Genomic DNA, 14,408 nt, shown 5'->3' on the forward strand with positions numbered 1-14,408 from the left:
TGTGCCCCTCTACCTTAACTTTCTGGTACTTTGTCTTACTTTATTTTTGGTAAATGAAGCCAATGCTGGTAACCAGTTTAGCGCCTCGTTGTCTCCAACAATTGGATCTTTTGATGGAAGCGGTTCCGTTAGTAATTCAGTTGATATAAAGCTTAAGCAACAAATTAAGCAAGAACAAAGCAATTACGGTGTCCAGCTAAATTTAAATAGTAATTTTTTAGCTAGCGATTACAAAAATTTAAGTAGCATACAAGCTAGAGCTTTTGGGTTTTTTGAGAATGAGTGTGGTACGGTGCAGATAGGAAACAATTTCGGGGGTCACTATTTATTTCAAGCCGATGATTTTAAAAATCCAAATTTTTCTCGAAGTATAAATTTTTTAGAATTAAATATAAAAGATACCATTAGTACTAAAGTATACTCTCCAGATCTTTACATATACTCACCAGGACTTTGGAGTGATCAACTGCATTTACAAAATCGATTTGGTGAAGGAAGCAGAACAGCTAACAAAATAAGTTATATATCTCCTTCAAAATATAATTTAATTTTCGCCGCTTCTTTTATACCAGATACAGATGGATTCATTAGGATATACCATACTTATAACGCTGGTAGAAATACTGCCTTTAAAAATATAATTCAATTAACACTTGGATACAGAACTCAAGTTAATGATTTGGACCTCAGGGTTGCTTTCGGAGTTGAAGGCGGAAAGCGTAAGAATATGCAAAATAATAATTTACTATTTTTGCCAGGTCAAAATTTGCCTATCAATGTTAAAAATCAAGAAAATTTAAAATCTTGGGATTTAAGTGCACAAGCAGCGTATATGGGATTTAATTTAGGGTTTTCTTATGGTAACAATTATAAGAGCGGACAATACTATATTGATAACCGCAAGGATGGCACTTATTGGAATTTAGGTATATCATATTCAATTCTTGGCTCTTCCGTGTCTTTATCTCATTTTAATAGTCAAAATATAAATGGAGATTTACAGAAAAATTCTTTAACGGCTGCTTATCATATAAAGAAAGGTATACACTTATTTACCGAACTTGCCCAAATCGAATTGCTCAATAAAGCAACCACTCCGTCTAAATCATCAAAATTCAATTGTTTCTTAGTTGGCTCTAAGATCAGTTTTTGAGAGCTAAGGTTAGCCCTGCTTAAGAATAGCTTTTAACTCTTTGCCTGGAATAAACTTTAGCTTTTTGCTTGCTGGAACTTTAATTCTTTTACCACTCCTTGGATCGGTCACTTCTCTATTCGGTATATTTATTACTTTGAGGGAACCGAAACCAACTAATTTAACCTTTTCTCCGCTTCTTAAGGTTTTCTTTATTATAGCAATAAACGACTCTATACATTTGTTAACTTCTGTTTTTTTTAACTCTGTATAGCTGGTAGTTATTGTTACCAGTTCTGCCTTATTCATACTCCCTCAAGCAAAATATTAACAATGCGTTGTTTACGTTATGGTTAGCAGTAATGTAGTATTTTGTCTAGGGTTTTTGCGTAAAATTGGCAGTATTGATTATAATTTCTATTATATATCCCCTGGCATATTTTCCAATCTCCACCTCTACCCAAGACCAAGGGCTATATGATAATAAATCGCCTGAAGCGCAGTGGGCAGGGCTTTGTGTTATACAAATATTTTCTAAATCAGGATTCTCTTCCATATATTGGTTTATGTACTGTTGAGAAAGTGATACTTCTGGCTCTGAGTTCATTGAAGAGCTGATGCTTATAAAAAATGCCAGTATTGCAGTTGCTGCATTTCCAAGACATATGACCTTCTGTGCAGCGGAGCCCGAATAAAAATTACCACAAGCGATAATTTGTAGATACCAAAGGAGCGAATCCAAAGAGGAAGTTCATTGTGCCTGGTAAATAAGTATTAAGCGAGGGGTAACCCTTTGATTCGCAAATAATCATAGCTGTTCTCATTATTAATCAAACGATAAACTGGGCTATCATTATGAGCGCACTCAGAGGGAGACTGTGCCAAATAATAATTTTTGTCATGCAGAGCTGATAATTCCCGAACCATAGTTTGCTCTAGAGTGGCCGTATCTCTGTAGTACCATGATTTGGCGAAAGTAAAGACGTCAAAAATCATCTTTGGAGAATACGGGAAAGAGTTTAAATCTTCAGATAAAAGGCCTGATTTAACACCGTTCCAAAAATTGGTTACTCGTCTGCCGTTAAAAGTATATGAAATAGCATGCTATACAATACGCATCACGCCAAAGACTGATCCAATCTTGATCATGTCTCTAATATCCCTCACTAAGCTCTGAACCATAATTCCTGCGCACGTCCCCCTGACAGACACGCTTTACTTACATTATGTCCAGAGCTATGGGGGGCCCCCCCGGGGCGCAAGTAACCTCATCTTTGCCATATGCCCCCCTCTCCTCTTTACATGGGTTGCCTTCTAGAGTCATTGAGCTTGCTGTCTGTTGCAAGAGATGTATTTTTTTACAGTTTACAATTCATTACCAGAAATAAACGCTTGGGTGCCTGCCCTAATTATAGCGTCAAATGCTGATCCAGCAGGTCGCTTGACACCGCACTAATTAACTCGTTCTCCTCCTTGGAGGGAGTGCATAAAGAAGAATACATTGATCCATAGAGTTTTGCAGTTATATATTGCAAAGTGCTAACACTAATTGACTGCTTTATATCCTTTTTGGTCTCTAAATAATCAGTAATATTTTCTGCTCCAATTTGTTCTGCGAGGCGATAAATATTGAATCCTATAAAACTATCAGCGTTATAATCAGCGCCTTGCTTAATTAAATATTTTAAAGCCTCAACTTTATTGTTAAGAGCGGCTACATGTAAAGCAGTAGGCCCCCATTTATCTTTAAGAGATAAAGGAAAACCAGCCTTATCCTTCAAGTACTTCATTATCTTGACGTTTCCATGAGGTGCTGCATAATGCATAGCAGTACCATTGTACTTATCCTGCATAAATATTGGGCCTTTGTCTAATTTTTGCTTAGTCTCCTGGAAAATAGCAAGGTGTGACCTCGAGCGGCAAGTAAGTGCATAACTCCTACTCCTGTTGGGGGGGGGGATTTTTAAATGTTAGAGTAGCGTTGTTCTTCAATAATAAATTAAATACATCGTAGGACCCAGATCTTGCGGCAACTAACGGCAGAGTATTACCATCAGCGTTAATTGCTTCCATTGCGCCGTTTTCTAAGAGGTACTTAACTGATAAATAACGATTATTTTCCGCAGCTAGATGAATTGGATACAATCCTTCATTGTTCGGAATATCTGGATTAGCTCAATGTTGTAATAAAATTTTAACTACTTTGTCAAAACCTTTTTCAGCTGCTGTATAAAGAGCTGTTGAACCATCAAAAGATTGAAAATTGAGTTGGCTCCCTTATTTGCTAGGTATTTAATGGTTTCAGTGCAATTATTATCAGCGGCGAGATGAACAGGGGTAACCTTTTTCAGGCTGTTAATTAAGAAATCAAGCTCTGCGCCTCGGCTTACCATTTCTTTAATAAATTCTAATTGATTGCAATAACCAGCCGAATGATGCAGTGGAGTAGCTCCAACCAATGGGGTTCTGTATTTATAACCTCAGTTCGACGTAAGGAGTAGGCTCACAGGGCTACTCCTTACGTCGAACTGAGGTTATAAATTATCAATAAATGATAGTAAGATAGTGGTGAAGCTGGCTAGGTTAATGAAGCTTGGAGTGCAGCTTTTATTCTTTCTACTCCTGGCTGGTTGAATAAATCAATTTTCAAATGCTTAGCAATTATCGCTGTTTCTAAAATGGTGTGCATAGTAAGAAAACCCAAGGTATACTCGTTTAAGCATTTTATTTGAATTTTCCTTACCGGCAAGCAATTTTTTCTAAAGAAATCATAAGAAACGCTGGATTGCGTTTCTATAACTTTGGCTAAAGTATGATTTGTAGGCCAGATCTCTTGGTCTTTAATATGCTTGTCTACCAGAAAAAAAGTAAAGAATTTATCTTTAGGTCCGTCAATATAAAGTTGGAAATAACTGTGTTGACATTGAGGAGCTGAGTTTTGGATAGGAGTGATGCCATGCCCCTCTTTACCCAAGCTTTCTGCAATAACTTGACACTTCCAGTTTAAAAAGTCTGTTAGTAGAGAATTATATGCTACCAGTACATGGTTAAGCATATTATTATGCTTAAGATATAAGACATCAAACGCTGACTTGGCCATTATACTGAAATCACGGTTATGCTTTAGATCATCTATAGCATCGTATGCTCCATTGAAGAATCCTTTAACATCCAAATCAGCTAAAACGGCTGGTAACACTGTTGTATTTGAGAATATGGCAAAGCGCCCACTAAAATTTATATGCGGAAGAATTTGGCAATTATGAATGGCCGCTAATTTCTGTAATGGAGAAATTTTATTGTTGCCTAATATGAAATAGAAATGATTACGGGGCAGCAAATTTCGCACCAAAATTTCCTTAGTCCAGTATTGAGCTATCGTTAGGGTTTCTATGGTACTACCAGAATTGCTAATCACTAAAAACGCGGTTTCCTTTAAAACTAAAATGTCCTTAATAAGTTCATTCTTAAGCGGATCTGGAGTATCTAATATATGAATTTTAAAAGAGGAATTTTTGCCTAACCCGAGTAGTAAAGCAGGACTATTAATTGCCCCCCCCATACCTATCATTACTAAAGCATTAAAATTTTTTTTATACTACCCTTTAAACGAAATATGGTATCAAAGTTTTGAGCTAAATGCGACTCAAATAAAGGTAAGATATCTGATATTACTGTATTTACATCTACTTTAGTAGCATTTGTGATATTTGATTCATAAAGGTAAGGGTAATTCATTACAGTTTACTATCTAAATTCACATTTGGTAGTCCTAATGCCTTGATGAATGCGCGAAGTTCATGCCGTGCCGCTACAATTGAGGTATTAAAACGGACTTTATTTGTAGAGCCAGCATCATTTAAAGTAAGTCCATGCAAGAACAGTTCTCTAAATATCACTCTTTCGCTAAACCCTGGCACGATTCTAAAGCCAAATTTTTTGGATAACTTATCAATTGCCTTCTCTATGTTGCGTTTGTTGATATTGTCTGTTGAAGAGCCGCGGTTACGCATAATAATCCAATCCATTTGTTTATTTTCACGTGCAGCTTTTTTTAGCTTTTGTTCCCAAACCATAGCACTATATATCCCCGGCTTAATTTTTTCTAAGTCATTTACTTCTATCTTACCAAGCAAATCAACATCAATAAAGCTATCATTAATTGGAGTCATGACAGCATCAGAGTAAGAATGAGCTAACCTACTTAAAAAAGTATCACTACCTGGAGTATCGATTATTATAAAATCATTTTGATTTTGAATTTTAGAAATCAACTCGGAGAAGTTTGTACCCTCCTCGAGTTCTGCTTGTTGAAGGTTTTGCTCTTTACTTTTTTCAAGTACATAATGCTCTGGTAAAGTAAGACTTATGCCTTCGCTGGTGATGAACTTTTTTCTATTATTGATATAAGTTGTTAATGACTGTTGACGGTAGTCAAGATCAACGGAGGCAACTTTAAACCCAAGCTTTAATAAGCTAATAATTAAGTGAATTGCAGAAGTTGTTTTGCCAGACCCCCCTTTTTCGTTTCCTGAAACGATGATATGCGCCATATTTATATTTTTGCTAAAAAATCAATTAAATTATCAGAATCAACTGAAACTTCTTCACCTGTTTTCATATCTTTAACTTTGTATCGTAATTGTTGTATTTCTGTCTCTCCAAATAGAATAACAGCTGATGCATTAAGTTTATTTGCTTGTTGCATTCTCTTCTTAATAGAGGAGTTATAATCTAAATATATATTAAATCCACCACTTCTTAATTTTTCCGCAATTTTTAACGCTTGTTTTTCTGCATCTTCACCAATTGGTATAAGATGGAAATTTTTCTGCCGGCTTATTTCACCATTTTCTTTTTTATGCAGCTCAACAAGACGCTCAATTCCTGCTGCAAATCCTATGGCGTTAATGCTGGGACCGCCCATCAGTTTTACCAACCCATTATACCTACCTCCAGCTAAGACTGTGCCTTGACTGCCGAGCAACTCCGTGGTGAACTCAAATACGGTATGAGTATAATAATCTAAGCCTCGTACCAAGTTAGTATTGGGGTGGTATTTTATATTTAAAAATTCTAATAAGCTGGTAACTTCTCTATAGTATTGCTCTGCGTCAGGAGTTAAATAATTTAATATAGAGGGAGCACTTTTAAGAATATATTTATCATTTTGATCTTTAGAATCTAAAATGCGCAAAGGGTTGTGCTCTAGTCTACGCAAGCTGTCCTCTGATAGCAAGCTTTTATGTTTTTGTAAATACGAGGTTAGTGCTTGAGAATAATTTTTGCGGCTTTCCAAATCTCCGACCGTATTAATTTCAAGCCTAACTAGATGTTCTAAGTTTAACTCTTTTAATAAATACAAAGCGAGGCAGACGATTTCTATATCCGATTTAGGATCGTTCGGACCTAAGAATTCAAAATTTATCTGATTAAATTGCCTATACCGGCAGTGCTGGGGGCGCTCGTGTCTAAAAACTGGTCCATAAGTAAAGAATTTTAATGGTAAACTTTGAGTAAGGCTGTTTGAAATTATAGCTCTTACTATTGCAGCTGTGAATTCAGGTCGGAGTGTAATACTAGTTTTATCCCTATCTACAAAAGTATATGTTTCCTTCGAAACCACATCCGATGTTTCTCCCAAAGTACGATGAAAAACAGAAAAGTCTTCAAAAATTGGCGTTACAATCTCTTCATAGCAGTACAAATTTGCAATATTTCTAGCATAATGAATAACTTTATTAAAGAAGTATAACTCTTCTCTTAAAATGTCTCGGGTGCCGCGTATAGGTTGAAGTTTAAAACTCATGTTATTAGTTTAATTTCAATTGTATTTAAACATATTTGGAGCTAGATTATAACAATATTAGTAAGCGGTCATTAGAAAAGCCTCTTTTTGATTAATTTATATTGACCAGAGCTGCTTCTTTTTGTATTAACAATAGTAGTTAACTTTTGACTCATTCTTTAGGATTTTTTATTATGCATGGAGAATTTATGGATTTATTGCATTTTGGACCGTTGGCTTTGATTGCGGTTGCTCTTGTTGCGGCACAATCTTACAAGACTTTTGCTAAAAGGACAGTGGGTGCTGACCTGCTTTCATCGGTTCTTTTAGTTTTATGTTCTGTTGGTATGCTTTCTGGTAACCACATTCATCGCGGGGAAATGCTAAGCTTTTTAGATCCGTGTTTTGGTTATGCAGCTACATTGATAGGTGTTGCAATTAATTTAGTTAGATCTAAAGTCAAAGTAAAAGCTTAATAGCCTTTATTTATTGAAGGGAGTAGGCGAGGGGTCTTGTGCTTTTCGCTTTTTTGGGCTTTGTATTAATTTATAACAAATTATGGTTGGTTACACTCACATATTCGAAAAAGCTATTAGAAGTGTGAGGGAAGAGGGGAGATACAGGGTTTTTACAGAAATAGAGTATAAAGTCGGACAAGCTCCTTATGCGTACAGTAAAAAACTAGATCGACGGATTATTGTCTTTTGTAGCAACGACTATCTTGGCATGAGCCAGCACCCCGTTGTCATCGATACTACCGTTGAGGTTACTAAAAGATGTGGGGTTGGAGCTGGTGGAACTCGAAATATATCTGGAACAAGTTCATATATAGTGGAATTAGAGGCAGAGCTTGCCAATCTTCATGATAAAGAGGCAGGATTGGTTTTTACCTCGGGTTATGTGGCCAACCAAGCAACTTTAACCGCTTTGGCAAAGATTATGCCCGATTGCGTAATATTTTCTGATGAGTTGAACCATGCCTCGATAATTCAAGGTATCAGAGAAAGTAGGCTAGAAAAGCAAATATTTCTCCATAATGACCTCAACCATCTAGAGTCTTTATTAAGTCAATACCCATTAGAAAAACCTAAGTTAATAGTGTTTGAATCTGCTTACTCAATGTTAGGTGATGTAACGCCAATTGGGGCAGTATGTGACTTGGCTAAAAAATATCAAGCTTTAACTTACATAGATGAAGTTCACTCAGTGGGCCTGTATGGTAAGGGTGGAGCTGGCATGGCAGAAAAACTTGGAGTTATGGATAAAATAGATATTATTCAAGGAACTTTAGCAAAAGCTTATGGAGTAATTGGTGGTTATATTACAGCCAAATCGGTTATAGTAGACGCAATCAGAAGCTTAGCATCAGGCTTTATATTTACCACTGCTTTGCCTCCTTCTATAGCGGCCGCAGCCACTGCTAGCATTCGCCATTTAAGAAATAATGAAGAAGTGCGCAATAAACATCAAGAAGCGGTTAAGAAGGTAAAAAACGGTTTCAAGAACATTGGAGTCAACTTCTTAGATCATGGAACCCATATCATACCTGTGATGGTTAACGATCCATTTTTGGTGAGAAAAATTGCTGAGGACCTCTTAAATGACCATGGTATATATGTTCAGCATATTAATTTCCCAACTGTCCCACGTGGTAAAGAACGGCTTAGAGTAATCCCATCCCCATTACACACTGACCAAATGATTAAAAGGTTGATCAGTGGATTCGATAGCGTTTTTAAGAAGAATAAAATATCTCAATACGACTTATTAATTAACGGCTAGGCTATATAATAATTACTAAAATAAATTTACCCAATAAAAAAGTTGTACTGGGTAAATTGCTAAATTAGAATTATTACCATGACATTTATGGCAGTATCAATGAATATGGAGGGAAAGATGCTACAATCTACAACAGTAGACACAGGTTTTGATTTTGGGAAAATAGCCAAAGAGGGCGTAGACTACTTATAAACAGCGCTTACGACCTTTGGCGGATCAGAAGGTAAAGCTTCAGCTATCGCAATTGAAGGATAGAATTGCTATTCGATGGAGAGCTAGAAAGATTATTCGATGAGGGTTTAGAAGAGGTACCGCCATTAGTTGAAAAACTTTCGAATGGCTTAGTTTCACAACGCTCTGTAAAACAAATAATGTATCAAGTTTTAAAGAATGAAACTTTAATGAAAACTATAAACGCTGTAGTTCGGGAAATATTTGATTTAATAGTAAAATACATTATTGAGCCAATGAAAAGTGGTATGGATTTCACTGCAGAAAAACTTACAGAATTCCTAGGGAAGCTTGGCACATTCGCAGCACCATTAAAAGATCTGGTGTCGCAAGTAGACAAAAGTATCGATAATGTAATGGATAATATAGAGAATAATGTAAAAAATGCATATAAATCCGTCGACGCTTCGGCCGATGAATTTGTAAAGAAATTTGAGCAAGAACGTGGTGGTGTCCGAAAGCAATAATGTCTTCACATGCTCAGGAAGTTATTGGAGAGCGTGTGGGAGCTTTAGAAGAAGTAGATCAAGTTTCTAAAGAATTGAAAGGGGCAGAACGAGCGGCTCCAACAGAACGCTCTATAAACCCCGATTTAATTAGCAAAGCCGTCGGTATTATGGAAACACGAGGAATGCGCTTGTCTTCCCATGAAGGCGAAGTTGGAACCTCAAAAATTGAAAATGCAAAAGCCCAGGTTAAGCCTGAAGAAAAGAATAGCGGTCGCACGATGTAATTTTTATAATCAGCAAAAACCTTTATCAAAAATACAAAAGTAAGAGAGTGGCATGGGGCTCCTTGAGCAACTTCTTCAACATGAAGAGCTGATAATTTGGTGATAGAAAAGATAAGCGTTGCGCTATTTTGCTTGTAAAATTAATTTCTGCTGTTGCTAACTTTCAACACTTATGGAATTTAAAGACTCTCGCAGTCAGAAGTCCTGTTCTCAAACTGGAAGCTTCTTTTAAAAGAGGTATACAACCCCTTTAACTTGAGAAACCGGACGGGCTTATTGCATTACCAACATTTATAGATCCTCATTCATTAAAATACTTCATAAAAGGGCTATCAGAAGATATCACAATTGATGTATTAGGCCTAAAGGCATTTTTATATGCTTCTAGTGATCTATAAAAAGAGAAGAACTCAGGATCGCTATTAACAGCACTTGAAAATATTTTAATCGAAGCTGCGTCACCATTACCTTTTAGGATTTCTGATTGTTTTTTGGCTTCTGCTAAGATAATAGTTTTTTCTTTATCAGCGTTAGCCTTAATAGCTAAAGCTTCTTCTGCCCCTTGCGCTCTAATTTCTTTAGCTTCTTTCAACCTATCAGTTCTCATTCTGTTATAAACTGCGTCTCTAGCTTTATCTGGTAAGTTTACTCTAACAATTCTTACATCGATTATGTTTATACCAAAATTTTCAGCTTGTTTTCTAACTAATTCGGTTATTTTATTAGTTATAACAGTTCTTTTGCTGCCAAGCACGTCGATGAAAGGGAAGGTGCCCACTACTTCTCTAACGCTTGACTCAATAACAGAACCTACTCTCATTTTAAGTTTTTGATCGTTTTGTACGGACTGATAAAATTTTAGCGGGTTAGTTATTCTATATTTAGCAAAGGCATCAAGTTTCATAGTTTTTTGATCCAATGCCATTAATTCACTGGCATCGCCCGGGCTGAATGTTAGATGTTGAATTCTTTTGTCGAATTTTATTACATTTTGCATTAGTGGGATCTTGAATTTGAGGCCAGGAGTTAAGCCCTGCCTTACAGGTTCACCAAATTGTAAGACTAAAGCTGTTTGTCTTTGGTCTAAAATATAAACAGAATTGACCATTGCCCCCAGAAATAATAACAAGGCACCGATAATTTGATACATTTTATTTGTCATAGCTTTTTTTCATTAATTCATTTATTGAGAAGAAAGGAACCGATTTACCAGCAACCGATTTATCAACAATTACTTTATTTAAATCTTTTAGCACGTGCTCCATGGTTTCAATATACATACGTTTTTTTGTAGCTTCACGAGCATTCTGATATTGAGAGACTATATTCTTAAACCTTTCTGCTTCACCAGTCGCTCTCGCTATAGCGCTTTCTTTATACGCTTTAGCTTCTTCTATTATCGCTTGAGCTTCCCCTCTAGCACGTGGTATAATATCATTTCTATAAGCGAATGCCTCATTGATTTCCCTTTCTTTATCAGCTTTTGCAGATTGAATATCGCGATAAGCGTCTCTAACTTCAGGCGCAACATAGCTATAGAGTATACCAACATTAACCACTTCTATTCCGGAATTATAGCTATCTAAAATTTCCTGCAAAATATTTTTGGCACGCTGCTCTATTTCTTGTCTTTGCTCAGATAAAGCTTCAGAAATTTTAACGCGTCCCACAACTTGTCGCATTGCACTTTCTGCGGATACTTTTATGGTGCTTTCACCTATATCATCCTTAATATTGAACAAGTAATCCTTAGCGCTTTTGATATACCACTGTACAAAGAAATGCATATCGATTATATTTTCATCTCCGGTCAGCATCTGGCTTTCTTTTGGATTGCTTGAATCAGTTTCATCTAAGTTATTATCAATATTAATTTTTCTAGGAAAAGCCTTTAATCCTATCATTTCTTTATTAATCCTGGTTACACTAATCTTTTCAACTGCTTCAATGGGTGAGGGAAGTTTATAATTTAAGCCTGGCGTCGCTGTCCTATTATGTTTACCAAATCTCATCACTACGCCTTCTTCATCAGTGTCTATTGTATAAAATCCGGTTGCCAGCCATACAAAAATTAAGCCAATAAAAAATGCCAATACCACTGGGGAAGGATTGATAGGAGTATTATCTTTTGCAGGCCTATTATTGCCTTTAGTTAGAAAACTGATAATTTTTTCTTGTCCCCTTTTAATTAGTCCATCTATATCACTATTGGTATTTGATGGCCGAGACCTGCCTTGATCTTTATCCTTGTTGGGTGTATTGTTTCCCCAAGGATTTTCAAAGCTTAGTAAATTGTCAATAAAGGACATAATGAAAATCTTAAAACCGTTCTGATATAAGTTTATATAAAGAAATCTTTTTTATCTTGCAAGTTATGTATTCAACTGAAGTAGTTTTAAATTTATTAAAAAAGATCAATTATCAAGGAAAAAATCTTATAAATGATGATTCCCTTCTGGATCTTTTAGTACAAGAAGAAAAAATAATTATTGTACTAGATGCCGATGAGTTTGATGCCGCAGCATATGAAGATATTAAATCTTTAATAGTAAAACATTTACTAGCATCCTTAAAAATTAATGCTGACTCTTTGAAAATTATTTTCAGTAAAGAAAAAAAGTTAAAAAAGGAGGAATACCCAACGTAAAAAAAGTTATTGTAGTCGCTTCAGGTAAAGGAGGCGTAGGGAAATCTACTATCGCAGCTGGTCTTGCGGTTGCTTTATCAAAAACAATGAATGTAGGTTTATTGGATGCTGACGTTTATGGTCCTTCAATTCCTCATCTCTTTGGAATCAAGCAAAAGCCCGATATAGCTGATAATAATAAGATTAATCCTATCTTAAAAGCTGGAGTTAACTTAATGTCTATGGGTTTTCTAATTGATGAGGGGCGGCCAGTTATTTGGAGAGGACCAATGCTTAGTAAAGCTTTATTTCAAATGACCTACGGCGTTAATTGGTGCTTTAACGACAGAGAATTAGATATATTAATTATTGATACGCCTCCAGGAACCGGAGATATACACTTAACACTCGCAACAAAATATTTGATAGATGGAGTGATTTTTGTTACAACACCTCAATTACTCGCAGTAAAGGATACCATTAAATCAATAGAAATGTTTAGCGAGTTAGGCATACCTATTATAGGAATTGTAGAGAATATGAGTTATTTTCTAGAGTCTACCGGTCTCAAGAAAGATGTTTTTGGAAAAAACAAGACAAAGCTTGCTGAATTGGAATGTCTTGCTAGAATTCCGTTAATGGAATCAATTGCTCAAGCTGAGTATATAGATAACAGTATCTTTTCTTTAAAAGATTGTTTTAGTGAGTTGGCTTTTGCAGTAAAAACGTTTATAGAGAATTAGCAATAAAAAATTTTTCTGCTAATCAAGTATAACGAGTTATTAACAATTAATAAATTTTAAACCATATGGAAATACAACCTATAAAAAAAGAAGGGCTATTTAGAGAATATGCCGTTATCGTTCCTTCTGAAGATATCAAGAAAAAAGTTGATGAAATCCTAGCCAAAGAAGCAGAAACATTTAAAATGCCTGGCTTTAGGGAAGGTAAAGTTCCTATTAGTTTAGTTAGAAGGCAGATTGGCGGAGAAGTACTGCAAAAGCAACTAAGGCAATCTATAGATGATGCTGTTAAGGCGATCCTGAAAGAGTCAGAAGAAAGGCCAGCTATGCCTCCAGAGATTCAAATGAACAATTTTGATGAAAATACTGAATTAAAAATTACCGTTAGCTTTGATGCATTACCCAAAATTCCAGAAATTGACCTAACTAAAGTTTCTTTTGATGGATATGAAATAGAAGTTCTTGATAGTGACATGGAAAAAGCCAAAGGTGAAATCTTGAAACGCTCTAAAAATTTCCAACCTGCAGAAGCTGGGTACAAGGCACAAGTAGGTGATATGTTAAAAATAGATTTTGTTGGTAAAATTGATGGAGTTGAATTTGAAGGAGGAAAAGGTGCCGGGATTAAATTAGAAATTGGTTCCAAGCAGTTCGTGCCAGGCTTTGAAGAACAATTAGTTGGACTAGCAGTTAGCGAAGAAAAAACAATTAATGTTGTATTTCCACAAGATTATCCAAAATACCCTGGTAAGGAAGTAACCTTTGATATAAAAGTGCATGAGATACTTAAGACTCAAGATACTGCAGAATGGAATGATGAGTTAGCTAAAAAGCTTGGCTTTGAAAAAATTGAAAATGTTGAGAAAATGATCAAAGACAGAATGTCTACCGACTTTGCTGTTATGGCTCGTTTTCATACCAAGAAAGAACTATTTGATATTCTTGATGGAGAATATGAGTTTGAGCTACCACAGAGAATGTTAGAGGCTGATCTAGAACAATTAATAAAAGAAGCTAAAGCAAAGCCTTTCCGAGAAACTCAAGGTAAGTCTGAAGAAGAATTAAATGAAGAATTTAAGAAAATCTCTTTCAGAAGGGTTAAATTAGGACTTTTATTAGCTGAGCTTGCGAGAATCAATAAGATTGAAGTCAGCGAAAATGACTTAAGAGAAACAATAGCGGCTCAAGTTATGCAGATGCCAGGTAAACAAAAAGAAATTATTGAGTATTTCAGCAAATCTGAAAATTTAAGAATGCTAGAAGGGCCAATTCTCGAAGAAAAAACGGTGGACTTTATTTTAACCAAAGTAAACTTAAATAAGATAAAAATCACTGCTGAGGAATTTAGCAAAAAAAATCTCATTATGTAACTG

The 14,408-nt window shown here is 35.6% G+C and carries 17 protein-coding genes; 8 read left to right on the forward strand and 9 right to left on the reverse strand.

From position 1 onward, the window contains the following. Positions 1 to 46 precede the first annotated feature (46 nt). A complete protein-coding gene (locus MIDI_RS03780) occupies positions 47 to 1,153 on the forward strand; it encodes a porin (protein ID WP_041185459.1) in 1,107 nt (368 codons plus the stop codon). A gap of 9 nt (positions 1,154 to 1,162) precedes the next feature. Here MIDI_RS03780 and MIDI_RS03785 read toward each other — a convergent pair whose 3' ends face one another. The 7 genes from MIDI_RS03785 to hisS form a co-directional block, all read right to left on the reverse strand. Next, positions 1,163 to 1,441: an HU family DNA-binding protein gene (locus MIDI_RS03785; RefSeq protein ID WP_013951253.1), complete on the reverse strand. Its 279-nt coding sequence runs from the start codon at positions 1,439 to 1,441 to the stop codon at positions 1,163 to 1,165. Positions 1,442 to 2,541: 1,100 nt separating this feature from the next. Continuing rightward, positions 2,542 to 2,985 carry an ankyrin repeat domain-containing protein gene (locus MIDI_RS03795; protein WP_013951256.1) on the reverse strand — a complete coding sequence of 148 codons (444 nt, stop codon included), beginning with the start codon at positions 2,983 to 2,985 and terminating at the stop codon, positions 2,542 to 2,544. A gap of 85 nt (positions 2,986 to 3,070) precedes the next feature. Then, positions 3,071 to 3,295: an ankyrin repeat domain-containing protein gene (locus MIDI_RS10275; RefSeq protein WP_083809632.1), complete on the reverse strand. Its 225-nt coding sequence runs from the start codon at positions 3,293 to 3,295 to the stop codon at positions 3,071 to 3,073. 35 nt (positions 3,296 to 3,330) lie between these two features. Then, the gene (locus MIDI_RS03805) at positions 3,331 to 3,591 is read right to left on the reverse strand and encodes an ankyrin repeat domain-containing protein (RefSeq protein ID WP_041185462.1); all 261 of its coding nucleotides are present in this window, start codon (positions 3,589 to 3,591) and stop codon (positions 3,331 to 3,333) included. 119 nt (positions 3,592 to 3,710) lie between these two features. Further along, the gene (locus tag MIDI_RS03810) at positions 3,711 to 4,703 is read right to left on the reverse strand and encodes a glucose-6-phosphate isomerase (protein WP_013951258.1); all 993 of its coding nucleotides are present in this window, start codon (positions 4,701 to 4,703) and stop codon (positions 3,711 to 3,713) included. A gap of 166 nt (positions 4,704 to 4,869) precedes the next feature. Next, positions 4,870 to 5,685 (reverse strand): division plane positioning ATPase MipZ, encoded by an 816-nt coding sequence (locus tag MIDI_RS03815; RefSeq protein ID WP_013951259.1) that lies wholly within the window; start codon positions 5,683 to 5,685, stop codon positions 4,870 to 4,872. A gap of 2 nt (positions 5,686 to 5,687) precedes the next feature. Beyond that, positions 5,688 to 6,941 carry a histidine--tRNA ligase gene (hisS, locus tag MIDI_RS03820; protein WP_013951260.1) on the reverse strand — a complete coding sequence of 418 codons (1,254 nt, stop codon included), beginning with the start codon at positions 6,939 to 6,941 and terminating at the stop codon, positions 5,688 to 5,690. 146 nt (positions 6,942 to 7,087) lie between these two features. Here hisS and MIDI_RS03825 point away from each other — a divergent pair, with 146 nt between their 5' ends. From MIDI_RS03825 to MIDI_RS03840, 4 genes are all read left to right on the forward strand, one after another. Further along, positions 7,088 to 7,396: a hypothetical protein gene (locus MIDI_RS03825; RefSeq protein ID WP_148234138.1), complete on the forward strand. Its 309-nt coding sequence runs from the start codon at positions 7,088 to 7,090 to the stop codon at positions 7,394 to 7,396. A gap of 82 nt (positions 7,397 to 7,478) precedes the next feature. Then, on the forward strand, positions 7,479 to 8,702 hold the full coding sequence (hemA, locus tag MIDI_RS03830; RefSeq protein ID WP_013951262.1) for a 5-aminolevulinate synthase: 1,224 nt from the start codon (positions 7,479 to 7,481) through the stop codon (positions 8,700 to 8,702). 257 nt (positions 8,703 to 8,959) lie between these two features. After that, a complete protein-coding gene (locus MIDI_RS03835) occupies positions 8,960 to 9,400 on the forward strand; it encodes a hypothetical protein (protein WP_041185463.1) in 441 nt (146 codons plus the stop codon). Then, on the forward strand, positions 9,400 to 9,666 hold the full coding sequence (locus tag MIDI_RS03840; RefSeq protein ID WP_013951265.1) for a hypothetical protein: 267 nt from the start codon (positions 9,400 to 9,402) through the stop codon (positions 9,664 to 9,666). Before MIDI_RS03835 ends, MIDI_RS03840 begins: the two co-directional genes overlap by 1 nt. A 301-nt stretch (positions 9,667 to 9,967) precedes the next feature. Here the strand turns inward: MIDI_RS03840 and hflC are convergent, their stop codons facing one another. Then, positions 9,968 to 10,774 (reverse strand): protease modulator HflC, encoded by an 807-nt coding sequence (hflC, locus tag MIDI_RS03845; RefSeq protein ID WP_160162256.1) that lies wholly within the window; start codon positions 10,772 to 10,774, stop codon positions 9,968 to 9,970. A 43-nt stretch (positions 10,775 to 10,817) separates the two neighbouring features. Then, positions 10,818 to 11,975: an FtsH protease activity modulator HflK gene (gene hflK / locus MIDI_RS03850; RefSeq protein ID WP_013951267.1), complete on the reverse strand. Its 1,158-nt coding sequence runs from the start codon at positions 11,973 to 11,975 to the stop codon at positions 10,818 to 10,820. Between the two features lie 65 nt (positions 11,976 to 12,040). Between hflK and MIDI_RS03855 the strand changes: the two genes are divergently transcribed. The 3 genes from MIDI_RS03855 to tig all read left to right on the forward strand — a co-directional run bounded on the left by MIDI_RS03855 (position 12,041) and on the right by tig (position 14,405). Continuing rightward, entirely contained in the window at positions 12,041 to 12,313 is a 273-nt protein-coding gene (locus MIDI_RS03855; RefSeq protein ID WP_013951268.1) for a hypothetical protein, read from the forward strand. An 8-nt stretch (positions 12,314 to 12,321) separates the two neighbouring features. After that, positions 12,322 to 13,035: a P-loop NTPase gene (locus MIDI_RS03860; RefSeq protein ID WP_272940996.1), complete on the forward strand. Its 714-nt coding sequence runs from the start codon at positions 12,322 to 12,324 to the stop codon at positions 13,033 to 13,035. Positions 13,036 to 13,100: 65 nt separating this feature from the next. Continuing rightward, positions 13,101 to 14,405, forward strand: coding sequence for a trigger factor (gene tig, locus MIDI_RS03865; protein WP_013951270.1), 1,305 nt, complete (start codon positions 13,101 to 13,103; stop codon positions 14,403 to 14,405). Positions 14,406 to 14,408 lie beyond the last annotated feature (3 nt).

Origin of the sequence: Candidatus Midichloria mitochondrii IricVA, assembly GCF_000219355.1 — a bacterium.
Lineage (GTDB): Bacteria > Pseudomonadota > Alphaproteobacteria > Rickettsiales > Midichloriaceae > Midichloria > Midichloria mitochondrii.